The sequence below is a fragment of the Flavobacterium branchiarum genome, assembly GCF_030409845.1.
In the GTDB taxonomy this organism is placed as follows: Bacteria; Bacteroidota; Bacteroidia; order Flavobacteriales; family Flavobacteriaceae; genus Flavobacterium; species Flavobacterium branchiarum.
In genome coordinates, this window is the sequence record NZ_JAUFQQ010000005.1 from 1,034,314 (window position 1) to 1,059,776 (window position 25,463).

Below are 25,463 nucleotides of genomic sequence, written 5' to 3' on the forward strand. Positions count from 1 at the left end.
GATTTTTTTTTGGTTTGATTTGAACGCTTTTTCAACACTCTCTTCTCATTTTCTTAAAACAGAATACATCTGTCAAAAAAAAAAAACATTACTTAAATTTCATAATCGAATACAACTTTGGTTATTATGGAGAACACCAATAGAACACAAACATTAGCTTAAGACAAGTAATATCAATCACGACTACCAAAAGCCTAGAAACAAAAAATCCGAAGTTTATAGCTTCGGATTTTGTTCTTTAATGTTATTCTATTTTATCTGCTGGTCTTTTCTTTAACAGCTTCATCAAAACTGGAAAAGTCGTTATGATAACAATAATTATAATTATATATTCAATATGCTGTTTTAAATCAACTCCTTGTTTCAAAAACACTCCGTAAAGGTAATGTCCTGCAAAAATCAGAATGAAAGCCCATAAAAATGAACTTAATATATTATAGAACATAAATTTCTTTTTGTCCATAGATACGATTCCAGCAACGATAGGTGCAAAAGTTCTGAAAATTGGTAAAAAACGAGCGTAAATTATAGCTTTACCTCCGTATTTTTCAAAGAAATCTTTTGATTGCAATAGATATTTTTTCTTGAACCAAAAAGTATCTTCTTTTTTAAACAAATAATAACCGCTTTTGGCTCCAAACCAATATCCGGTCATATTACCTAAAATCCCTGAAATAGCGACCATTAGCGAAAGAAGGAAGACATTTATGAAATCACTCTCAATATATACCATATTTTGAATTAAATCACGGCTGTAAATTCCAGCTAAAAATAGCAAACTATCACCTGGTAAAAAGAAACCTGCAAAAAGCCCTGTTTCAGCAAAAACTATAAATATAACAATGTACAGACCAATTTGAAATCCACCAACGTTAAGGGTAATATAAAACTCAGGATTGATTAATTGAGTCCAATCAAAATTATTCATATAAGCGATTTATTTATTAATTTTATAAGTTGGTGAAAGTAATAATAAATTACTTTAACCACAAAAAATTGGGATATTTTAAAGTTTTATTAACGCTAAAAAAGCCCAAATTACCTGTTATGCTTCAATATTAATTTCTTTCATATTTACAACATGTCGGAAGTGCATCATAAACATCCTGAGTTGTCTTTGCAACATCGGTATCATGGCCTGATTTTGCTATAGCATTTTTCACATCTACTAAAGAAGTTTTCTCTTCATTCAAGATTAAGCTTAGCTTGTGAGTACTAACATCCCATACTGCAGATTTCACTCCTGAAACTCCAAAAGCAGCTTTTTCAATTCGTTTTTTACAGTCTTCACAATTACCACTTACTTCGGTTTCGTATTTTGCATTTTTTTTCTTTTTATCTTGTGCTTGTACAGCAATTGAGAAAAAAGTCACTAGCAAGACTAAAATTACGTTCTTCATTTTATTTTGTTATTAAGGGTTTATAAATATTAAGTTGTCTTTTATTTTATTTTAAATCGCAATCCAGCATAGTACATTTGCCCAAAAACAGGAGCATACACAATCGATGCATCAAAATTTGGCCCAAACGGATTATCATTTCCTAAAATCGCTTTGTCTTGTCGGTAATTCCCGATGTTCTCCCCTCCTAGATATACTTCAAAAGTATCCGAAAAAACTCTTGTTATTTGTGCATTCATTAAAGAATAAGAAGGTGAAAACTCAGGCAATCTGTCTTTTACTGGATTAGAAGCTGTATTTGGCAATAACTGCTCTCCAATCCAATTAAAGGTATAATCGATTTTCCATTGTTTGCCATCAACAAGATTAGTTTCATATTCTAGATTACCAAAAAAACGATGTTTTGCTTGTAACGGTCTTTCAAAATTTCCAGATAAATAATTTGTACGGATGTCATAATATTTATATGCCGAACGGAAATTAAAATTCTTTAGTAACTCATAGTTGAACTCGACTTGCAAACTATTCGCATACGATTTCCCGTTTAAATTATAAAACAAAACCTCTTGCGGGCTTTGCATTACATCTACAACAACTTGATTCTGGAAATCGGTTCTATATAAGTCAAAAACTACTTCGGCATGTTTATTAAAAAGAGTAAACCTTTGCGAAAAACTCAATCCGTAATTCCATGCAATTTCAGGATTCATTCCATAAATTTTGCCATTATTATCCAAAATAGAAAATGCCCTTGAGCTCGCAAATAACTGTTGGTTTTCAGCAAAAATATTAGCCGAACGTTTTCCTCTTCCTGCCGAAAATCTTAAAACTGCTTTTTCCCAAGGATTATACCTTACATGTAAACGCGGTGTTATAAAGGTCCCTAAACGATTATGATTATCAATTCGTCCACCTAAAATAACACTAAAGTTGTCTGTGTTATCATACGTATACTCGAAGAAAGCTCCAACAGAATTATCGATACGACTGTAGTCATTTACATTTACAAACTCCTGATATTGATCGTAAGTAAAGTTTAATCCTGTAGCAAATTTATTCTTAGTATTATCTATAATTGAATTAAAAATTAAGTTAGAATAATAGCTATTCTGTTTAATATCGTATTGGTTTAACCCAAAATAAGATCTTTGATTGTGCGTATTAAATGCATTCTGAAAACCAATACTCTGGTAAGGCATATCTGGAAAAACGTAACCAATTTTAGTAGCTACGTCTATTCGTTCTGTATTAATTTCTGATCCCCAATAATTGGTTGTTCCTTTATCTCGATCCTTATCAAAGTCAAGTTCTCCCGTTTGCTTTTTATCATTCATATACCTAAGGTTAACGAAACCAACCCAACCTTTCTCTGCATTAGTGTATTGAAAACGGTTTAAGATATTGACTTGCTTCCCTAATGGATTATCCAAAAAACCATCATCGTTCATATCTGTTTTTGCAACACGTGCATTACCATGAACTAATAAACTTGTCGCCCATTTATCCGAAAGTTTTTTAGTAAAATGAGTATTTAACTCAAAACGAGAATCGGTAGAACCATACGCATTCAAGAAGAACGGAATGTCATTCATCGGCTTCAATAATTCTGTGTTTATTTGTCCTGAAATACTTTCGTATCCGTTTACAACACTTCCTGCTCCTTTGGTAACCTGAATACTCTCAACCCATGTTCCAGGGGTAAATGACAATCCGTAAGCCTGAGACGCTCCACGAACAGAAGGAACATTCTCTTCGGTAATCATTAAATACGGACTTGTAAGTCCTAGCATTTTAATTTGTTTCGTTCCTGTTAACGCATCCGAAAAGTTAACATCAATAGATGGATTTGTCTCGAAACTTTCGGCAAGATTACAACAAGCCGCCTTAAGCAATTCTTTACTTGTTATAAGCGATGTATTTCCTGTAAGTGAATATGATTTTTTAATTCCTTTTTGCTTCTTTACAATTTTTACTTCACCCAAATTCTCTTGTGCAAGAGCAGGAATACAAAGTAAAAGCATAGCGAAAAATGCTATATTTTTTTTCATGAGTATAATTTTAATGTTTAAATAAATAGATTCAAACCATACCAAATGGTTTGACTTTAAAAAACATTAAAATCAGGCGTAAAATATATATTGTTGATAGAGCTTAAATAGCGGAGGTGCATGAGCATCGCTATAATAAGTAACTAACTGTTTGTTTTTAAATTTTGGAATAAATAAAAAAACAACTGTTTTAAATTCTTGAAGGGTAAAAGGAAAATCAAGCTGAAATAAGAATGTTTTAATAGTAGCAGTATCAGATTTTTTCTCAAAATGAACTACTTTATCCTTACAACATGATGCTTTCTTTTTGGTAGCAATCTCACAACATTTTTTAACTGGAGGCGCTTCTAAAGTTTTATTCAATGAAATAGAGGCCAATTTACCTCCACAATAATGCACATCAAAAGCTAGTCCTACATTGGAGACCAATAGTAGAATTGCTAAAAATAAACTAGTGCATCTTTTTATATTCATATCGTTTGCAAAACTAGCATTATAATCAATTACACAAATGAAATTCTTGTTAAAAATTTAAAAATTATTTTTTTTATAATTCAAACTCTTGCCCCATCAAAGGAATAACACAATTGAAACCATATTTTTCTTTAATCTTTATACGAAGAGCATCTGCAGGAACATTTTCACCATGAACTAAAAAGACTTTTTTGGGCTTATTCTCTAATGCAGAAAGCCAGGCAAGTAAATCATCCTGATCTCCATGAGCAGAGAGCCCTCCTATTTCTAATATTTTTGCTTTAACTGGAAAATATTTTCCACGTATTTTAATCTCATCCGCCCCTTCCAATAATTTCCTACCACGAGTTCCTTCAGCTTGATATCCTACAATAATTACAGTTGTTTCTCGCATCCCAATATAATGTTCAAAATAATTCAGAACCCTCCCTCCTGTAGACATTCCGCTGGCCGCAATAATAACTTTAGGACTTTTGTTATATATAACATCCATTGTTTCTTGGTAATCTGAGACTAAAGAAAACATTTTTGTCATTCCCATACATTCTTCCATCGAGAGTTTGTGCCACTGTTTATTATTTATAAAGATTTCTAGCGCACTAATCCCCATAGGAGTATCTATAATATATGGGATATTTGGAATTCTATTTTCTTTCTTTAGTTGCCATAACAAAAACATGATACTCTGAGCACGTTCAACAGCAAAACTGGGTATAATAACTGTTCCTTTTTTCTGGAATGTAGTATTTATGTATTTTTCAAGTTCTTCTTTGGGATCCGTATCTGGATGCAATCTGTTTCCGTATGTACTTTCTAAAAATATATAATCTCCTTTTTTAGGCTTCTCTGGAGGAAAAAGTAACACATCATCATCTCGACCTATATCTCCTGAAAATACTAAGGTTTTCTTTTCAGCTGTCAACGCTATACTACAAGCTCCCATGATATGCCCTGCTGTGGAGAAAACTGCAGAAATATCAGATTCCAAAAGAAAAGGCTCATTGATTTTGACTACTCTAAAAAGCGGAAAAACTTTCTTAGCTTGTTCTACTGTATAAAGTGGTTCCGCAATTTCATGGCTAGAATAGCGCTCTTCGTTTGCCTTATTAGCTTCTTCTTCTTGGATCTTAGCGCTATCCAAAAGAATTAGTCTAGCAATTTCTTTTGTTGGTCCTGAGCAATATATTTTCCCCTTAAAACCTTGATACACTAATCTTGGTAACCAGCCACAATGATCTAAATGTCCATGGGTAAGCAATACAAAATCTATCGTCGAGGGTTCAACAGATAAAGGTTCCCAATTAAGTTCTCGCAAAGGCTTTATCCCTTGAAACTGTCCGCAATCAATTAAAATCCTAACACCATTACTCTCAATTAATGTTTTAGAGCCTGTAACAGTTCCTGCACCACCAATGAATTTAACTTTCATTTGATTCAAATTTAAATTACATAAAATAAAAAACTATATTTTTAAGAATACCTACACAACTCCGATGCTTCTTTTATAATCCCTTTTATTCTTTGAGAGCTCAGCCCTATTTCTTCTAAACAATAGTGATTGTTTAACAACTCTTTTACCAAAATCACATCCAAAGCCAATAATTTGTCTTTTTCAGCAAGTGTCAGTGCCGTTAAACAAGTTATAGGATATAAATTATTATTCTCATTCTTTGTTCTCAAATTATTATTTGCAGGATAATCCCAACTCAATAAATTCAAACCAGAACAAGTCCCAAAAGTCATTGCATCTAATGTAAATCTATTGTTAGTAACTATCCAGCATTCTGAAATAGTATCTTTCTCAGCAAAAACAAGATGTTTTCTTTCTTTAAGATCATTAAATCGAGACAAAATATACATCGGTACTTTTACATCTGTGGACGCTTCTTTCCCCATATGGAATTTACACTCAATCATTCCAATGCTATTGTTTTTCTTTATCAAGACGTCTACTTCGTGCGAAACACACTTGCCTTGCAACGTTAAATTTGTTCTCGTTTCATAATTCTCAATCGAGAAAAGCCTAGCTATATATTTTTCGAAGTAAAAACCTGCAGGTCCTAATAACTGAATAGCTTCTTTTAAGTTATAACGTGCGGCATGAGAATGGGATTTTTTCCGTAAAAGATTAAAAGCCATCTTGTAAATTTCCTTTGTAGAAATGCCTTCATAAATTTCTTTTTCTATTGTTTGTAAAACTTCTTGAACAACGAATTGATTTGCCCCTGAATTCAAAAGAGACTTCTCTAATTTCTTTCTATCAAAGACAACAAAATCTCCTGATTTTTTTACAACTTTCATCTGTTTCTTAATTTGAGTATTAAAACAAAAACAAACCGACTAATAAAGATAAGAAAAAAAGAGCTATTTATTTATTTTTTGGTAATAAAATCCAGGAATGAACAACAGTATAAAAATAGGTTGGATTAAAAAACGACGCACATAAAAAAGCATCAAATTATTATGATTGGCAAAGAAATAAATGATGCAAAAAAAAGCAACAATTAAAACTAAGAAAAAAACAGCATATAAAATTGAGGCAAATTTCACCATTTCCATTTCTTTAAAAAGCACATAAACAATCCCCAATGATAGAATTGCATTTAATGTATATCGAAACAGCAACCCGAAAAACAAACGAATCAAATCAAATTCGGGCAAAGGAAGCACTTCATAATCACTTTCAAAATAAGCTAGAAAGGGATCATAAAACAACTGACTTTCAAAAGCTCTTATACTCACCAAAAGAAGTACAAAAAGAATAAGAAGAAAGACTTTCAATTTATTTTCAAGAATATTATTTAGCATATTTAGAAAATTTACTTACCCAAATAATCCACAGAATAAAAACCATTCCATAAATCACCAATGGAAAAAGAACACCATGCAAAATATGTGACTTCTCTGGGAAATAATACAATAATACACACAATGATGCTATTCTAAAAATATTAAGGATATAAATAAAAAGGCAACCTCCCATTATGTAAAGTAATGTTGGCTTTAATTTCCCTGAAAAGGCAACTATAAAAGATATAAATAAAATAATCACACTGATCGCATTACACCCTTCTACAATCGAAGCAACTGTTTTTTGATTATATAATATCCTTACATAAGGCTCAGAAGGAATTTTATCGAATGTAACATCTCCATTAAACAATCGCAATAATTGCTCCACATGATATGCTACTAAATTTGTTATTTGGTCTAACTTACCTGTAGTTCCAAAACTGCTCAAATAAAATTGATACACCAATGTCAATATAATATAAGTTGCAAAAAATGCACTTATAAAAAGGAGAAAAGGCTTATACTCAATTAAATATTTTTTCAAGACAAATTTTTTAACAAATTTATGTATTTTTTGATTTGGCTTTAAATACTTTTGTATAAAAACAAAACAAGATGACATTTCTAGAATTACAACCAAAAATAACTGCGATTGTCGCAGACACAAATCACTCAAGAGACGAGAAATTATTAAACATTTGTCAATTATTAAGCAACAATGTAGATTACTACAACTGGGTTGGCTTTTATTTTGCTAATCATGAAAACAAAACATTGCATTTAGGACCTTATGTAGGAGCTGAAACGGATCATACTGTAATTCCGTTTGGTAAAGGTATTTGTGGGCAAGTAGCGGTTTCAAACGAAAACTTTGTAGTTCCAGATGTGGCGGCTCAGGATAACTATATCGCTTGTAGCTTTACTGTGAAATCTGAAATTGTTGTTCCATTATTTGTAAACGGGCAAAACATAGGACAAATCGATATTGATAGTCACGTTCTTGACCCATTTACCGAAGCTGATGAAAAGTTTTTGGAATTTGTTAATCAAGAAGTAGCTAAACTGTATTAAAAACATTTTTCTTTATTCTGTATTAAAAATATGTATCCATGAAATTTAACCTCCCTTCGTATTTTATAATTGCGTTTTTTTTATTAATTACCACGAAATCATTTTCACAAGGTTCTATAGAACTTAACAAAATGATCTACATGGATTCTACTTATACTGAAACTGCAGAAGACAACTACAAATACATTCGAATTGTTGAGGGATATTACCAAGACAACAAAACATATGTCTTTAAAGATTACTACAAGTCCAAAGCATTAAAAATGATTGGAACATCCACAGAAAAAGACTTCCTCCAGAGAGAAGGACAATTTGTTTATTTTTATGAAAATGGTAAAAAAAAGTCAACAGTAAGTTATGTAAAAGGAAAAAAAAGTGGTAAAGAGTATAATTGGTACGACACTGGAGTATTAAAATCAGAACTTGAGTATATTAAAGATAAGAAAAACAAAGTCATTTTTAAAGTTAATAACTACTGGAACAGCCAAAACGAGCAAAAAGTAATAGTTGGGGATGGAGATTGTGATGTTTTTGATGACAACTACGCAGGAAGTGGAAAAATAAAAAACGGTTTCCCAGACGGCATCTGGAAAGGAAAAAACTTAAAACGCAATTTTACATTTACTGAAAATTATGAAAATGGCGAGTTAGTTTCTGGAATAAGCATCGATTCCTTAAACATTGAGCACCCTTACAAAGTTGTTCACGAACAGCCCACTCCTATAAAAGGAATTGAAACATTTTATCGCTATATCGCAAGAGAAATGTTTATCCCCATAGAAGCTAGAAATAAAGTTTTTGGAAAAATCTATTTAACTTTTACTGTAGATAAAGAAGGAAAACTAATAAATCCAAAAATAATTAAAGGAGTTGGTTACGGGTTGGTCGAAAGTGCAATAAAGGTCATTAAAGGCTCTGAAAAATGGAATCCAGGATTAGAAAGAGGTCTTCCTGTCAGTGTTATTTACTCATTACCTATAACAATTGCAAAATAAGGGGCAATAAAATTTATTTTTTAGAAAAAAAGTACTATTTTTGCACCCGTCTTACAAGAGTTGTATGACATACATAAAAATCATTAAATAATATTGGAATGTATTTAACTAAAGAGATTAAAGAAGAGATTTTCGCAAAACACGGTGAAGCAACAAACACTGGAAAAGCAGAAGCTCAAATTGCATTGTTCACTTACAGAATTTCACACTTAACTGAGCACTTGAAAAAAAATCGTCACGATTATAACACTGAACGTTCATTAGTACTACTAGTAGGAAAAAGAAGATCATTGTTAGATTACTTGAAGAAAAAAGAAATCAACAGATATCGTGAGATTATCAAAGTATTGAATATCAGAAAATAATCAATATAAAAAAGAGGTGCGAAAGTGCCTCTTTTTGTTTTTTAGGCAAACAAATAAAAAAAGTTTGGTTTTTCATTGGGTTTTAGGCATTAACTACGCACAACAACAACTACAACACAACTAAAACCCATTGTATAATCAAAAAAGGAAAAAATTTATGATTCCACAAGTTTCAACAGTAAGTATCGATTTAGGAGATGGCAGAAGCATCTCAATCGAGACAGGAAAATTAGCTAAACAAGCTGATGGTTCTGTAGTAGTAAGAATGGGAGATTCTATGTTGCTTGCAACAGTAGTATCTGCCAAAAAAGCAAGTCCAGTTGATTTTTTACCTTTAACGGTAGATTATCGCGAAAAATTTGCTGCAGCAGGTCGTTTTCCTGGAGGTTTCTTCAAAAGAGAAGCTAGACCAAGTGATAGCGAAGTATTAACAATGAGATTAGTAGACCGTGTATTGCGTCCGCTTTTCCCAGATGATTACCATGCTGAAACACAAATAATGATTCAGTTAATGTCTCATGATGATGAAGTTATGCCAGATGCATTAGCAGGTTTAGCAGCATCAGCAGCATTAGCATTATCTGACATTCCTTTTTCTACATTAATTTCTGAAGTACGTGTTGCACGTATCGACGGAAAACTTGTAATCAATCCTAGCCGTGCTCAATTAGAATTATCTGATATAGATATGATGATTGGTGCTTCTAAAGATTCTATCGCAATGGTAGAAGGAGAGATGAAAGAAATCTCAGAATCAGAAATGGTTGAAGCAATTAAATTTGCTCACGAAGCTATCAAAATTCAAATTGACGCTCAAGAGAGATTAGTTGCCGCTTTTGGTAAAAAAGAGACTAGAATCTACGAAGAAGAAAAAGAAGATGAAGCAATTTACGCTAAAGTAAAAGCTGCTGCATACGATAAAATTTATGATATCGCAAAAGTAGGTTCTTCTAAACAAGAAAGAACAGCTGCATTTGCTGAAGTAAAAGAAGAAGTAAAAGCTTTATTTACAGAAGAAGAATTACTAGAAAATGGCGATTTAGTTTCTAAATACTTTTACAAAACAAACAAAGAAGCTGTTCGTAACGTAACCCTAGATTTAGGAACTCGTTTAGACGGAAGAAAAACTACAGAAATCAGACCTATCTGGTGTGAAGTTGATTATTTACCATCTGTACACGGATCTTCACTTTTTACAAGAGGAGAAACTCAAGCATTGGCAACTGCAACTTTAGGTACATCTAGAGAAGCAAACCAAATAGATTCTCCATCTGAACAAGGTGAAGAGAAATTCTACTTACACTACAACTTCCCTCCTTTCTCAACTGGTGAAGCAAAACCTCTAAGAGGAACTTCAAGAAGAGAAGTAGGTCACGGAAACTTAGCACAAAGAGCGTTGAAAAACATGATTCCTGCTGATTGTCCTTACACTATTCGTATTGTATCTGAAGTATTAGAATCTAACGGTTCTTCTTCTATGGCAACTGTTTGTGCTGGAACATTAGCACTTATGGACGCTGGTATCCAAATGACAAAACCAGTTTCTGGAATTGCAATGGGATTAATCACTGATGGTGAAAGATTTGCTGTATTGTCTGATATTCTTGGTGATGAAGATCATTTAGGAGATATGGACTTTAAAGTAACTGGAACTGCTGATGGAATCACTGCTTGTCAAATGGACATCAAAATCGAAGGTTTAGCATACAACATCATGGAAGCTGCATTAGCTCAAGCTCGTGATGGACGTTTACATATTTTAGGTAAAATTACCGAAGTATTAGCTGCGCCAAAAGCAACAGTTAAGAAACACGCTCCTAAAATCATTACTGTAACTATTCCTGGTAACTTTATTGGTGCTTTAATTGGACCTGGTGGAAAAGTAATTCAAGAATTACAAAAATCTACTGGAACAACTATTGTAATCAATGAGGTTGACGAACAAGGTGTAGTTGAAATTCTAGGTACTGATCCAGACGGAATCGAAGCTGTTTTACGTAAAATTGACTCGTTAACTTTCAAACCTCAAGTAGGAGAAGCTTACGACGTTAAAGTTATCAAAATGCTAGATTTTGGAGCTGTAGTAGAATATCTTGCTGCTCCAGGAAATGAAGTTTTACTTCACGTATCTGAATTAGCATGGGAACGTACAGAAAATGTAGCCGATGTAGTTAAAATGGGAGATACTTTCCAAGTTAAATACCTAGGTGTCGATCCTAAAACTAGAAAAGAAAAAGTGTCTAAGAAAGCACTTTTACCAAGACCTCCACGTGAGGAGAAAAAAGAGTAATCAGATCTTAGTTTACTAAAGGTTTATTCATAGAAAACCCCAATTCATTTATTTGAATTGGGGTTTTTCGTTTTTAATTTACAAAATAAAAAACATTTTTTTTTGAAAAAATTATTTTTTTTTAACTTATTTTTTTTCAACATTTGCTAAAACATCAATAAAAAACTATTAAAACCAACAATCCTTTGAAAAATTATCATAAAAAAAAATCATTCTTTATTTTATTTGGATTAATACTAAACATTCACATAATAACAAGTCAAACCAACGATATCAACACATACAACGGGTTTGACAAAACAATTGGTAAAGAAAATTTAGACATAATCAACGGAACCCCTCATACAAATACCTTTAGAACAACTAAAGAATCCATCAATTTATACTACATAAATTCATACGAATTAGGCAACCTCACTTATGACGGACAAATTTATTATGATGTCAATTTAAAATACGATATTTTTAGGGATATTCTAATTTTAAGCCCATCGGATAAATCCCAAAACATAGGAATCAATCTTGCAAAGAACAAAGTAAAATCCTTCTCTATAAAAGACATAAACTTTGTCAATATTGAAAACCAAAACAATAAAGATCTAAAATTGCCAAGCGGGTATTATGAGCAGAATATTTATTACCCCTATTTTACATTTTACACTAAGCACTATAAAGATCAAAAAGACATAATAAGTGATGATCAAGCATTTGTTGTATACAAAGAAAACCCTTCTTTTTTCATTGACCTCAAAAACACTGCATATCAAATAAAAACGAAAAAAGACTTAATTAAACTATTTCCAGAACAAAAGAAACAGATTAGCGAATTTTATTTAATGAACAGAGAACTAAAAAAAACAAACTTAAATCTATTCATGAAAAACTTGATGAAATACATTAGCAACTCTCTTACAATTCAAACTATATAAGACAAATGAAAAGAATTATACTCGCCTTATTTATTTTATTTTCATTTCAATTTTCTATAGCCCAGAACTCTAATGAAAAACTATCTATTAATTTTAATAATGAAACCCTAGAAAATGCTTTAAAATCAATAGAATCATCTACCCCATATAAATTTTATTTTGACTCAGCTTGGATTAAATCCAACAATAAAATCATAACTGGGACGTATACCGACATAAAAATCGATGATTTATTAGAGAAACTATTAAATAAAACTGATTTGAATTTTATTGTTATAAAAAACAAAGTGATTCTAACACTTAACAATTCTATTCACGATGATTTACCAGCTAATTATTTTACAGATACTCCAGTAGTTAACGACAGGAACAATGGCGAAAATAACTCCAGTAATCCTGTATTTTATCAACAATATGATACTTTAAATAATTATAGCGTTACAAAAAAGGCATCAATCATTTTTATAGGAAAAGAAAACAAAGAAGTAACGAAAAAAAACTTTATTGTAACTGGTAACATAAAAAATGAAGAGACTGGTAAGCCTGAAGCTAATATTTTCATAAAAGTAAAAAACAAAAACATTAGCACCTCAAGCGATTTAGACGGAAATTATAGCATACAACTACCAAGAGGAATAAATGTCATTGAAATAAAATCACTAAGCCACAAAGAAGTTATAAAAACTTTGATGGTTTATGAGGATGGCGTATTTGATGTCAATATCAATGAAAAGTCAAACTTACTAGACGAAATCGTAATTAAAAAGAAAGGCAGAAAGACAATTGAAACGACTGTTTCTGGTTTAGTCTCTATTGACATTGAAGGAATAAAAAATGTTCCTTTAATTCTTGGAGAACGAGACATATTAAAAGTTGCAACTACATTTCCGGGTGTTAAAACTACAGGAGAAGGTTCAGCAGGGTTTAACGTTAGAGGAGGAAAAGATGACCAAAATTTAATTCTTTTAGACAATGCTGTATTATATAACCCTCAACACTTTTTAGGCTTTTTCTCTGCGATAAATCCTTATACAGCTAAAAAAGCAGATATTTACAAAGGAAGCATTCCTGCCGATTTTGGAGGCCGTTTGTCATCAGTATTTGACATTACGACAAAGAATGGTAATCTAGAAAAATTTTCTGGAGAAGGAGCTGTAGGACCTATTACATCAAATCTTACCATTAGCACTCCAATTAAAAAAAATAAATCTAGTATCATTTTTGGAGTTCGCGCAACATATTCTGACTGGATTTTGAAGTCATTGGATGATGAAAATCTAAAAAACAGCCAAGCAGGCTTTTATGATGGTATCCTAAAATACAACAACAACATAAACAAAAACAATTCAATTGAAGCTACTTTGTACTATAGTCATGACCGTTTTAGCTTAAGCTCTGACTCTATTTACAAATACAGCAACAGACTTGCTTCGGTAAAATGGGATCATACTTTTAACGAAAAAAGCAAAGGAGCATTAATCTTTACCAATAGCGAATACAAATTCAACATCGACTATAATACTCAAGATGTCAATTCATTTGATTTTGGCTACAAAGTAAATGAGTCTCAGTTGCAGTTAAAGATGAACTACCAGCTTAGCCCAAAGCATAATTTATCATATGGTGTTGCTAGTAAACTGTACAATATTTCACCAGGATATCAACATCCTACAAAACCTGAAGCAACTCTAGTACCTGTAGATATTGCAAAAGAAAGAGCACTGGAGTCGGCAATTTATTTAGCGGACAGCTATAAATTAAGCGACAAACTATTGATCGATTTAGGATTGCGATATTCTTTTTATGCTTCACTAGGACCCGCAGATGTTAACAAATATCAGCCTGGCTTACCTTTAAGCGATCAAACACTTATTGGAACAGAAAAATATTCGAATAACGAAGTTATAAAAACTTACGGAGGCCTAGAACCTCGTTTAGCAGCACGCTATTTTATTACCGAAGATCTATCAGTAAAGGCTGGATATGACTTTACAAGACAGTATATCCACCTGCTATCTAGCAATGTAACTCAATCGCCAACTGATACTTGGAAATTATCCGACACGAATGTAGCACCACAAAGCGCGCAACAAGTTTCGTTAGGTCTTTTTAAAACTTTTAATGATGAAGAATATGAATTAAGCCTTGAAGGATACTATAAAACATCTAAGAACATTCTTGATTATAAGGTTGGAGCACAACTTTTGTTAAATCAAAAAGTGGAAACCGAATTATTGCAAGGGGAAGGAAAAGCCTATGGAATAGAGTTATTACTAAAGAAAACAACTGGAAGATTAAACGGTTGGGTTGGATATACTTATTCTAAATCGCTTGTTAAACTTGATAGTAAATTTAGTTCTGAAATGGTAAACAATGGAAACTTTTTTCCATCTAATTTTGACAAACCACATGATTTAAGTGCTATCTTAAATTACAGATTCACAAAACGATACAGTTTATCAACCAATTTCTTATATCAAACTGGAAGACCAATTACTTATCCAATTGGAACTTTTAACTATGGAAATGCTGAATATACACTTTATAGCGACAGAAATGCATATAGAATACCAGATTATATCCGCTTAGACATCGGAATCAACATTGAAGGAAACCATAAAATAAAAAAACTAGCTCATAGCTTCTGGAATATTTCTATTTACAACGTTTTAGGTAGAAACAATCCGTATTCTATTTATTTTGTTACTGATAAAAACGGATCCGTAAAAGGGTATAAATCATCGATTTTTTCAATACCTGTTCCTAGCATCACTTATAATTTTAAATTTTAATTACCAATCTAAATGGATTCAAAAATTATGAAAACCATCTACCAAAATAAAATATATTTTATTCTACTTCTAAGCTTAATTATAAGTAGTTGCACAGAATCGTTTAACCTTCAAAGTGATACTTACGAAGAAGCATTAGTAGTTGAAGCAACTATTACAAATGAATTTAAAAAACAAGAAATAAAACTCACAAAAACTTCACGATTAGAAGATGATGGCTTAAAGATTGAAACTGGCGCAAATGTTACTGTATTTGATAATAAAGGAAATACATTTCTATTTAAAGAAAAATCAGGTAAATACATTTCAGAAAATGAATTTAAGGCTGATCCAAATACAGAATACACACTCGAGATTACTACCTCTAACGGGAAGAAATATAAATCTTCAAATGAAGTTCTAACTACTGAAAATCAAATCGAGAGTTTAACACCTGCTGTTGTAACTGACAGTAAAGAAGGCAGAGGAGTTCAAATAAAAGTACACAGCTTCGACCCTGCTAATACATCAAAATATTACAGATACGAATACGAAGAAACATACAAGATTGTTGCTCCAAGTTGGTCAGGCAGTAAGCTTGCCGTTGTAGGGCCTCAAAAAGTAGAAATCGTATCAAACTCAATAGACACTAGAACATGTTATAGTACAAAAACATCAAATGATATTATTTTAACATCGACTGCGAATTTACAAGAAGACCGTGTGAATTTTCAAGTTCGTTTTATTAGTGATCAAAATTATATCATTAGCCATCGTTACAGTATACTTGTAAGACAGTATGTTCAAAACTTACAATCTTATACATTCCGAAAAACCATGAAAGATATATCAAGTTCTTCTAGTATATTGTCACCAAAACAGCCAGGTTTTATTAATGGGAATATCAAATGTATATCTAATATCGATGAAAAGGCAATCGGTTTTTTTGAAGTATCATCTGTTTCTTCAAAAAGACTATTTTTCAATTATTCCGATTTATTCCCTAATGAAAAACTACCTCCTTATTTCACAGATTGTGATAGCGAGGAGTATAAATTTTGTTTTGGACTAAGTATGCCTATCCCTTGTCGAGGCGACGCTTTAATTGATCGTATTAATGCAAACAAAGTAACTTTTCTAAACTACGAAGAGCCTACCTACACTGTTACAAAAATAGAATGTGGAGACTGTACATCATTTTCATCTAACGTAATACCTTCATTTTGGACAAATTAAAAAACATCATTTTATTATTAGTATTCATCAAAATACAGATAATAACAGCACAAGCTCCTCAAAACATCAAATTAGATGAAACAATATTCATTCATACAAATGGCTCATCGTTTGTATCTGGAGAAACCTTACAATATAAAGTTTACTGTCTAAAATCGACTGACAAAATGCCTAGTAACATAAGTAAAATTGCTTATGTTGAACTTGTAGATAATGATAAGAAATCTGTTTTTAAAACAAAAATCGCATTAGAAAATGCAACTGGACAGGGTGATTATTTCATTCCAACAACCTTAAAAACTGGAAATTACAAATTAATTGGCTACACAAACTGGATGTTAAACAAACCGACTTCTGAGCTTTTCCAATTAGACATTAACATCGTCAACCCGTACAAAACTGTAGACACAAAAACAACAGAGAATAGCCTAGCTTCATCAAAAAACAATACAGAAGATTCATCAAATGCTAGTAGCGTTACAAATGAAAACGTCGCTTTTAATTTCAATAAAAAGACATTTACAAATCGTGAATTAGTAGATTTAAAGATCCAATCGGCAAATACCATTTTTCAAGACGGTGAATACTCTTTATCAGTTCGAAGACTTGACAACATACCTGAAAAAGATCAAATTTCTGCAGTAGACTTTTCTTCTAAACAATCCTACACTTCAATTGTAGACTTACAGAATCAAGACAAAAAAACAATTCTACCTGAAATTAGAGGAGAAATGATTTCAGGAAAAATATCAGGAAAAAACAGTACTGACAACATCAACAACATTGCTATTGGATTATCAATACCAGGAAAGTCTTTCGCTTTTAAAATTGTAAAAACAGATTCTAATGGTAATTTCATTTTCTATGTGAACAAAACTTATTACACACCAGACGTTATCATTCATATCAATGATGAAAACGCAAACAATTACGATCTGAAAATAAATAATGCTCCAGAAATAGATTATTCAAATTTATCTTTTAATCCAAATTCAAATTTATCATATACAATTAAAGAAAGTCTTTTGGACAGATCAATTTCTGCTCAGGTTGAAAATGCGTATTATCATAAAAAGCTAGATAATATAATTAAAACGCCTACATTAGAACCTTTCTATTTTCCTGTTGCAAAAGAATATATCTTAGATGACTTTACTAGATTCAGAACATTAAGAGAAACGATGACTGAAATTGCTACTGAAATGTATCACAAACAGAGAGGAGACAAAACCTACTTATTTGTTTCGGATCCAACTCATTTCCCACAGTTACCCGAATCTGCTTTGGTTCTAGTTGATGGTTTGTACTTAGAGAGTCAAAATGAACTAATGACATACAACATGAAAAATATTTATAAAATTGATGTTGTTGTTGGAAGATATTATATTGGTCCAAAATCTTTTAATGGATTAATTAATTTTACAACATTCGATAACGATTTTAAAAGCAACCAAACTGGAAATGCCATGGTAAAAGCGTCAGTTTTAAGACCACAACCTAAAAAAGCGTATAACAAAATAACTTATACTGATTTAACAGACAACGAACGTATTCCTGACTTCAGAAATCAATTATTTTGGAATCCTGATGTGAAACTGAATACTGAAAGTAATAATTCATTTTACACTTCTGACCTTTCGGGAATGTTTGAAGTAAGACTTGAAGGTTTTACAAAAACTGGAACTCCAATTTCTTTAAAAGAAATCATTGAAGTAAAAAATTCTTTGTAACCATATCGTATTCATATATAAATGTTATAAAAAAAAAAATACATCTCAAATTGAGGATTTAAGAAAGCCCCTATTCATTTATTTGAATTGGGGCTTTTCATGTAAAAAAAAGTCAATCATACTTAAAAAAAATCGATTTTGAATAAATAAAAACTACAACCAGCTAGTTCAAAACAAATTAAGCAAGCAATTTTCATAGCCTTTTAAAAAATTGGCTCTTTTATCAAAAAAAACATTTATATAGTTAATTACTAAGCTTTCTAAATAATTTAAACACCTAATTTATATTTTCCTAAAAAACCTTGTTAGTTTATTGTGATAGGCATTGTACATTAATCTGGTTTGTAACAACTTAAAACACATCTTTAAGTGTTTTATTAGGAATAAACTCCTTTTATCAATACTTTTGACCCCTAGATATCAATAGAATCAAATTCTATAACAGCTATTTTTAAAGATCTCTGGATTCTTTTCTCAGGATAAATTTTAATTCTGTATAAATAGCTTTTATTAATTTAGAGTAATCCCCGTTACTTATTAAAAATAAAAAAACACGGACATAAGTCTTTAATCCCATCATTTAACGATTACAATTTTATTTAATTACTGCGATTTTCATTGCAGAAGATTTTTTTTGCATGCTGAGTTATTACAACTTTTTTACAACTCTAAATGCAAAGTATTATGTAGACTTTAAAAATTTGAGAAGAAAAGAATATGAGACAACTTAAAATTACCAAGCAAGTAACCAATCGTGAAACTGCTTCATTAGAAAAATATTTACATGAAATTGGAAAAGTTAATCTAATCACTCCAGAAGAAGAAGTAGAATTAGCACAAAAGATTAAAAGTGGCGATCAAAAAGCATTAGAAAAATTAACAAAAGCCAACCTCCGTTTTGTCGTATCGGTGGCAAAACAATATCAAAATCAAGGCTTAAAACTTCTTGATTTAATAAACGAAGGAAATATTGGTTTAATAAAAGCAGGACAACGTTTTGATGAAACCCGTGGTTTTAAATTTATATCCTACGCAGTTTGGTGGATTCGACAAGCGATACTACAAGCATTAGCCGAACAATCACGTATTGTTCGTTTACCATTAAATAAAATTGGTTCTATCAATAGAATCAATAAAATGTACGCACAATTAGAGCAAACTAATGAGCGTCCGCCATCTGCCGAAGAACTTGCAAAAGAACTAGATATGACTATCCGAGATGTAAAAGACTCTTTGAGAAATTCGAGTCATCACTTATCAATGGACGCACCTCTAGTCGATGGAGAAGATTCAAATCTTTACGATGTGATGCGTTCTAACGTATCTCCAAATCCAGATAAAAATTTAATTCACGAATCATTACGCACAGAAATAGAGCGTTCACTGGACACGCTTACTCCTAGAGAGGCAGATATAGTGCGCTTATACTTTGGACTTGGAAATCAAAACCCAATGACATTAGAAGAAATTGGTGGAACCTTCGACCTTACTCGTGAACGTGTACGCCAAATTAGAGAAAAAGCAATACGCAGACTAAGACATGCATCCAGAAGTGCAATCCTAAAAACGTATTTAGGGTAAGATATACTTTCAAGTACCTTGAATAACCTTAAATTTAAAATATTATTAACGCAAACAACAATTTTTTTTACTGTACGTTTTTTGATTTGATGATTGAAACTCCGGCTGATTACCGGAGTTTTATGTTATTTATACTAGCTGGATTTTATAACATAAAACTAAAAAAATCTATACTTTTTATTATTTTAAAAAAATTTTGAATTTAATTGTAACTTTTTTGCAACTCCATACGTATAACTATTTGTACACTTAAAAATTGAGGAGACAAAAACATGAGACAACTTAAAATCACCAAGCAGGTAACCAATCGTGAGACTGCTTCATTAGACAAATATTTACAAGAAATTGGAAAAGTTGACCTAATTACCGCTGACGAAGAAGTAGAGTTAGCACAGAAGATTAAAGCCGGTGATCAAAGAGCATTAGAAAAATTAACAAAAGCCAACTTACGTTTCGTAGTATCGGTTGCAAAACAATATCAAAATCAAGGGTTAACACTTCCCGATTTAATAAACGAAGGAAATTTAGGTTTGATCAAAGCAGCACAACGTTTTGATGAAACACGTGGTTTCAAATTTATATCATACGCAGTTTGGTGGATTCGTCAATCGATTCTTCAAGCTCTTGCTGAACAATCTCGTATCGTTCGTTTACCGTTAAATAAAATTGGTTCTATCAATAAAATCAACAAGATGTATGCATTATTAGAGCAATCTAATGAGCGCCCACCATCTGCTGAAGAAATTGCAAAAGAACTAGACATGACAGTTAATGACGTAAAAGAGTCTATGAAAAACTCTGGTCGTCACTTATCAATGGATGCACCTCTTGTAGAAGGAGAAGATTCTAACCTTTACGATGTATTACGTTCAGGTGAGTCACCAAACCCAGACAGAGAGTTAATTCACGAATCATTACGTACAGAAATCGAACGTTCTTTAGAAACATTAACTCCAAGAGAGGCAGATGTAGTTCGTTTATACTTTGGTCTTGGAGACCAACACCCAATGACTCTAGAAGAAATTGGTGAAACTTTCGACTTAACTCGTGAGCGTGTACGTCAGATTAAAGAAAAAGCAATCCGTAGATTAAAACATACTTCAAGAAGTAAAATTCTTAAAACTTACTTAGGATAATAATATTTATTTTCAAATTTAAGGTTTCAAGTTGCTCCGAGTAACCTGAAACTTTAAACTTGAAATGTTTTTAACGCAAACAACAGTTTGATTGACTGTTCGTTTTTTGATTGATGATTGAAACTCCGGCTGATTACCGGAGTTTTATTTTTTTTAATACCTACTGATTTTATTATATAATTGGGCGTGCCCTTTCGTAAAACTACAGGTCGGGCTTTCGTACTCGCTTTTTTAAATAATTACACTCCGTTGCATCATTTTAAAAAGAGCTCAAACAAATACTCAATCCCTCACGCAAAACACCTTCTATCGTCAAAAAATATTTTTCTTCATTAACTTAGTATAAAAGCATGTGAACTTTGCAGTTAAAATTCTACTTTTGCTAAAAACAACACTACTACACAATGAAAAATACACTAATAGCACCATCAGTTCTTGCAGCCGATTTTGCAAACCTACAACGTGATATCGAAATGATTAACAACAGTCAAGCCGACTGGTTTCATATTGATATTATGGATGGCGTTTTTGTTCCAAACATTTCTTTTGGAATGCCAGTTTTAGAAGCAATTAACAAACATGCTAAGAAAACCATCGATGTTCATTTAATGATTGTTGATCCTGATAGATATATCAAAACTTTTGCAGACCTAGGAGCAAATATACTAAGCGTGCATTATGAAGCTTGTACACATCTTCATAGAACCTTACAAGCTATAAAAGCAGAAGGTATGAAAGCTGGAGTAGCCATAAATCCACACACAAACATTGACTTATTAGAAGATGTTATAAACGACATTGATTTAGTTTGCATCATGAGTGTAAATCCTGGTTTTGGCGGACAATCATTTATTGAAAACACCTACACTAAAGTAAAAAAGCTAAAAGATTTAATTACTAGAAAAAATGCATCAACTATTATAGAAATCGATGGTGGTGTAACCAATAAAAATGCAAAACAATTAGTAGAAGCTGGTGCTGATGTATTAGTAGCTGGGAGCTACGTTTTTAAAGCCGAAAACCCAACAGCAACTATTGCTGACTTAAAAGCGCTAACTTCTTTTTAATTTTAAGAAGTATATATAATACAAAATCCGAAGATTTCTCTTCGGATTTTTTGTTTTTATAAACTAATTAGAATCTTCATTTAATAAAACCTTTGCCTTTCTATAACCTGTTAAACTACTATTTTTGTGCTTCTTAAAAAATTTATTGAGATGACTTTCATCAGAAAAACCAAACTCTTCTACAATTTCATTAATCCTCATATCACTAAAAACCAATCGGTGCTCTATCAACCTAATTTTATAATTTGAGGTAAAAGATTGAATCGTTTCTCCACAATGGCTCTTAAAATAACTTCCTAAATACGTATCAGATATATCAAATTGCGCAGCTATAACTGAAGCTTTTAATTTTTGAGGATAAAAAATATTAGCCTGGATATAATTAATGATTTCCAAAATTCTTTTATCTGCATTTTCTTTTATTCCAATTGGTTTTATCTTAGCTAAATTTCTTGCAGCTATTACAATCAATGCATTTACATAATGAGAAACTAAATCTTCATCATAAATATCTTTGTTTTCTATGCTGTGCATCAAAGATTCTGCTATTGACCTAACAAGAAACTCATCGGCTTTATTTTTTAAAATACAACCTGATAGATGTGTCGCATAATGCAATAAACACTCGATATGATCAATACTTTTGGACTTGTATTCTTTTACATACTCACTATTAAGTTTAACTAATAAAAACTCCGTAGTCGTTACAGTATCAAACTTATGGTAATCATTTGGTGTAAGCAACATAAGGTTACCCGATCGATAAGAAATACGATTACCATTAATATGAAGAAACCCATTTCCAGAAATAACATAAACCATTTGAAAGAAACTAAATTTAGAATCTACAATCGGGCATTCGTTGATTTTCTTATAAATCACCTCAACAGATTGATGCATGTTTTCTTTTCTCATCTTGCAAAGGTACTTTATTATCGTAAAATTGTACCGATAAAACAATTGTGTTCAGTATAATTTTGCTATTTATAAATAATACAAGAAATGAAGCAAAAATTCAACTTAAACAAAAACACAATTGCCTTAATCGCCATTTGTCTGGCTAATTTAATGTTCTCTCTAGAAATTTCTAGTGTTCCCGTAATCTTACCAACTCTCGAAAAAGTCCTAAATGCAAACCTTAGAGACATGCAATGGATAATGAACATATATACCATTGGTTGTACTGCTGTATTAATGGCTGCTGGAACCTTAGCCGATCGATACGGCCGAAAACGCATTCTAATTATCTCATTAAGCCTATTTGGTGTTTTCTCCTTAATTTGTGGTTTGACACAAAATGTAACAGTATTAATTATTAGTCGATTCTTTCAAGGAATAAGCGGTGGGGCTATGCTAATTTGTCAAGTAGCCACTTTATCTCATCAATTTCAGGATGGTAAGGAACGTAGTAAAGCATTTGGTGTTTGGGGAATTATTCTTGGTATCGGATTAGGTTTCGGTCCTATTGTAGGTGGTTCAATACTAGCTTTATTATCATGGCAGTGGGTATTTTTAATTCATGTTCCAATAGCAATTATCTCAGCTTATCTTGTTTATGATACAGTAAATGAATCAAAAGATTCTGAAGCTAAAAAATTAGATATCTGGGGAATGATTACATTATCTATTTCCATTTTTGGGCTCACTTATTTCATTACCCAAGGTCCCTATTTAGGATTCACAAGTCCAATCGCTCTAGTCAGCATCATTATTGCCTTAATCAGTTTACTCCTTTTTATATGGGTCGAAAAAACAACGCCCTATCCTATGTTTGATTTCTCAGTATTTAAAATCAATACATTTTCAGGAGCCATATTGGGTTCTATCGGTATGAATTTTAGCTTTTGGCCTTTTATAATTTATCTTCCAATTTACTTTCAAAGCTATTTGGGTTACAATGTAGTAACAGTAGGACTTTCTTTGCTTGCTTATACTTTACCTACTTTATTTATTCCTCCCTTAGCTGAGTATCTTTCGGTTAAATATCGCTCAGGTGTTGTAATTCCTTTGGGACTGTTTATACTAGGATTAGGTTTTATCATGATGAGATACGGCAGCATTGCAGAAAATGCTAGTTGGATTACCATGCTACCCGGTTCGCTATTGGCTGGTATCGGACTAGGTTTAACCAACACTCCTGTAACTAATACAACTACGGGTTCCGTTTCAAGCAATAGAGCTGGTATGGCATCTGGTATAGACATGAGTGCCCGAATGATTACTTTATCTCTTAATATTGCTTTAATGGGATTTATATTAGTTGAAGGAATCTTGTCTCATTTAACTACTGCTTTTTCTAAATCATTAGATAACGAAGCATTGCGCTCCATGGCAGAAAAAATAGCTGTAGGGAATTTTTCTTCTCTAAACCAAGACTTTCCACAACTTGTCACCTTAGATGCTTCGGGTAAAATTGCACATGACGCTCTTGCTCATGGCTTTGACTTAGTCTTATTATACGGAGGGTTTGGTGTATGGATTTTAGCATTGATGAGTTTTAAATTTTTCAATCCTAGTAATAGAAACAAATAATTTAATCTGCTTTTTTCTTGCCCCAAAAAGGATTAGAATCAAGCCTCCATATATAAGCAATCTGAAAATTTCCTGAGGACAATCCTATGTTACTAGTTTCATTATCTGAAAATGAAGAAAAAATAAGATTATTAACATAGGATAAACCAAGTGACCATTTTTCTTTATTATATCCTATTGCCACTCTTGGAAAAAATGTTGGGTATACTTCTATCTTTTTTTTACCAAAATCATTTATTCTTTCTGTACCAAAATTAACTCCCACTGTTGCTGAACCACTAGCAAACCATTTTTCACTAATCGCCCAAGTATAAGCATAACCTCCACTTACACCAAACTGAAAATTTCGCAATGAATTCTTGCTCTTATGCACAAAAGAACTATCTGAACCAATTTTTGTAAAATAAATTCCTCCTCCTAGCAAAAAACTTCCTGCCGATTTTAATTGTCTTTCGTTTTGATTAAAGGCCGCTTTATACGAGAACTTTTTATTATTAAAAACATACTGCCCAAATGCACCATATTGTTCAATACTTAAATCAGGATGCAATTCTATGTTTTTATCATTATCATCTGCAGTATAAAATCCTTGGTACTTTTGAATAAAAAGATCGATAATAAACTTTCGCCCATAATTATGAATCTGAAAATCTAATGCTTTTGTTTTTCCTTTTTCCTTATCCCTCATGAAATTTAGGCCGTATCCATAACTCAAATTAATTATAGTATTGTTTAAAGAAACTCCAAAACCTAAATTCATTGGTGTATTTGGCATAAATTTCTTTATCTCTCCTCCTATTTTTTGTTCCATAGAAATAAACTTCATTGACTGATATATCCGAATAGAAAGATGATTTTCAAAGGGTTTAATATAAGAAGTGTCAACCTCAACCTGGGCTTGGCTAAAATAAGGAAGAGCAAATAGGAGTAAAAAATAAAAAAAAGTTTTCATTATGATAAAAAACGGAATTTATTACATCTTATTATATTAAGAGCATGGCTTATAAAAGCTAAAAAAAGCAATAGTGGCATTTATTCCTAAATG

General features: G+C 31.8%; 22 protein-coding genes. 12 read left to right on the forward strand and 10 right to left on the reverse strand.

Going from position 1 to position 25,463, the window contains the following annotated elements; all coding sequences use genetic code 11:
* Positions 1-244: 244 nt before the first annotated feature.
* From QWY99_RS16455 to xrtF, 8 genes are all read right to left on the reverse strand, one after another.
* Positions 245-928 carry a DedA family protein gene (locus QWY99_RS16455; RefSeq protein ID WP_290266690.1) on the reverse strand — a complete coding sequence of 228 codons (684 nt, stop codon included), beginning with the start codon at positions 926-928 and terminating at the stop codon, positions 245-247.
* Positions 929-1,058: 130 nt separating this feature from the next.
* Positions 1,059-1,400, reverse strand: coding sequence for a heavy-metal-associated domain-containing protein (locus tag QWY99_RS16460; RefSeq protein WP_290266692.1), 342 nt, complete (start codon positions 1,398-1,400; stop codon positions 1,059-1,061).
* Positions 1,401-1,441: 41 nt separating this feature from the next.
* A complete protein-coding gene (locus tag QWY99_RS16465; RefSeq protein ID WP_290266695.1) occupies positions 1,442-3,448 on the reverse strand; it encodes a TonB-dependent receptor plug domain-containing protein in 2,007 nt (668 codons plus the stop codon).
* Between the two features lie 72 nt (positions 3,449-3,520).
* A complete protein-coding gene (locus QWY99_RS16470) occupies positions 3,521-3,922 on the reverse strand; it encodes an HYC_CC_PP family protein (RefSeq protein ID WP_290266697.1) in 402 nt (133 codons plus the stop codon).
* Between the two features lie 73 nt (positions 3,923-3,995).
* Positions 3,996-5,351 (reverse strand): MBL fold metallo-hydrolase RNA specificity domain-containing protein, encoded by a 1,356-nt coding sequence (locus QWY99_RS16475; RefSeq protein ID WP_290266700.1) that lies wholly within the window; start codon positions 5,349-5,351, stop codon positions 3,996-3,998.
* A 41-nt stretch (positions 5,352-5,392) separates the two neighbouring features.
* Positions 5,393-6,223, reverse strand: a complete 831-nt coding sequence (locus QWY99_RS16480; protein ID WP_290266702.1) for an ATP cone domain-containing protein — start codon at positions 6,221-6,223, stop codon at positions 5,393-5,395.
* Between the two features lie 63 nt (positions 6,224-6,286).
* On the reverse strand, positions 6,287-6,730 hold the full coding sequence (locus tag QWY99_RS16485) for an exosortase F system-associated membrane protein (protein WP_290266704.1): 444 nt from the start codon (positions 6,728-6,730) through the stop codon (positions 6,287-6,289).
* Positions 6,720-7,259, reverse strand: a complete 540-nt coding sequence (xrtF, locus tag QWY99_RS16490) for an exosortase family protein XrtF (RefSeq protein WP_290266706.1) — start codon at positions 7,257-7,259, stop codon at positions 6,720-6,722. The genes QWY99_RS16485 and xrtF overlap by 11 nt, the downstream gene beginning before the upstream one ends.
* A 71-nt stretch (positions 7,260-7,330) precedes the next feature.
* Here xrtF and QWY99_RS16495 point away from each other — a divergent pair, with 71 nt between their 5' ends.
* From QWY99_RS16495 to rpe, 11 genes are all read left to right on the forward strand, one after another.
* A complete protein-coding gene (locus QWY99_RS16495; RefSeq protein ID WP_290266708.1) occupies positions 7,331-7,786 on the forward strand; it encodes a GAF domain-containing protein in 456 nt (151 codons plus the stop codon).
* Positions 7,787-7,824: 38 nt separating this feature from the next.
* Positions 7,825-8,781 (forward strand): energy transducer TonB, encoded by a 957-nt coding sequence (locus QWY99_RS16500; RefSeq protein WP_290266710.1) that lies wholly within the window; start codon positions 7,825-7,827, stop codon positions 8,779-8,781.
* A gap of 98 nt (positions 8,782-8,879) precedes the next feature.
* The gene (gene rpsO, locus QWY99_RS16505; protein WP_129537341.1) at positions 8,880-9,146 is read left to right on the forward strand and encodes a 30S ribosomal protein S15; all 267 of its coding nucleotides are present in this window, start codon (positions 8,880-8,882) and stop codon (positions 9,144-9,146) included.
* Positions 9,147-9,303: 157 nt separating this feature from the next.
* Complete coding sequence (locus QWY99_RS16510; RefSeq protein ID WP_290266713.1) at positions 9,304-11,436, forward strand: polyribonucleotide nucleotidyltransferase; 2,133 nt, start codon at positions 9,304-9,306, stop codon at positions 11,434-11,436.
* 185 nt (positions 11,437-11,621) lie between these two features.
* Positions 11,622-12,365, forward strand: coding sequence for a hypothetical protein (locus tag QWY99_RS16515; protein WP_290266715.1), 744 nt, complete (start codon positions 11,622-11,624; stop codon positions 12,363-12,365).
* Between the two features lie 5 nt (positions 12,366-12,370).
* A complete protein-coding gene (locus QWY99_RS16520; protein ID WP_290266718.1) occupies positions 12,371-15,157 on the forward strand; it encodes a TonB-dependent receptor in 2,787 nt (928 codons plus the stop codon).
* A gap of 12 nt (positions 15,158-15,169) precedes the next feature.
* The gene (locus tag QWY99_RS16525; RefSeq protein ID WP_290266720.1) at positions 15,170-16,372 is read left to right on the forward strand and encodes a DUF4249 domain-containing protein; all 1,203 of its coding nucleotides are present in this window, start codon (positions 15,170-15,172) and stop codon (positions 16,370-16,372) included.
* On the forward strand, positions 16,360-18,102 hold the full coding sequence (locus QWY99_RS16530; protein ID WP_290266722.1) for a hypothetical protein: 1,743 nt from the start codon (positions 16,360-16,362) through the stop codon (positions 18,100-18,102). The genes QWY99_RS16525 and QWY99_RS16530 overlap by 13 nt, the downstream gene beginning before the upstream one ends.
* A gap of 717 nt (positions 18,103-18,819) precedes the next feature.
* Complete coding sequence (locus QWY99_RS16535) at positions 18,820-19,683, forward strand: sigma-70 family RNA polymerase sigma factor (protein ID WP_290266724.1); 864 nt, start codon at positions 18,820-18,822, stop codon at positions 19,681-19,683.
* 272 nt (positions 19,684-19,955) lie between these two features.
* Entirely contained in the window at positions 19,956-20,819 is an 864-nt protein-coding gene (locus tag QWY99_RS16540) for a sigma-70 family RNA polymerase sigma factor (protein WP_026707723.1), read from the forward strand.
* Positions 20,820-21,223: 404 nt separating this feature from the next.
* Positions 21,224-21,886: a ribulose-phosphate 3-epimerase gene (rpe, locus tag QWY99_RS16545; protein WP_290266751.1), complete on the forward strand. Its 663-nt coding sequence runs from the start codon at positions 21,224-21,226 to the stop codon at positions 21,884-21,886.
* A 63-nt stretch (positions 21,887-21,949) separates the two neighbouring features.
* Here the strand turns inward: rpe and QWY99_RS16550 are convergent, their stop codons facing one another.
* Positions 21,950-22,801, reverse strand: a complete 852-nt coding sequence (locus tag QWY99_RS16550) for an AraC family transcriptional regulator (protein ID WP_290266754.1) — start codon at positions 22,799-22,801, stop codon at positions 21,950-21,952.
* 87 nt (positions 22,802-22,888) lie between these two features.
* On the opposite strand from QWY99_RS16550, the gene QWY99_RS16555 reads away from it, so the two are divergent.
* A complete protein-coding gene (locus QWY99_RS16555; RefSeq protein WP_290266756.1) occupies positions 22,889-24,418 on the forward strand; it encodes an MFS transporter in 1,530 nt (509 codons plus the stop codon).
* 1 nt (position 24,419) lies between these two features.
* Here QWY99_RS16555 and QWY99_RS16560 read toward each other — a convergent pair whose 3' ends face one another.
* Positions 24,420-25,370 (reverse strand): DUF4421 family protein, encoded by a 951-nt coding sequence (locus QWY99_RS16560; RefSeq protein ID WP_290266758.1) that lies wholly within the window; start codon positions 25,368-25,370, stop codon positions 24,420-24,422.
* Between the last annotated feature and the right edge of the window lie 93 nt (positions 25,371-25,463).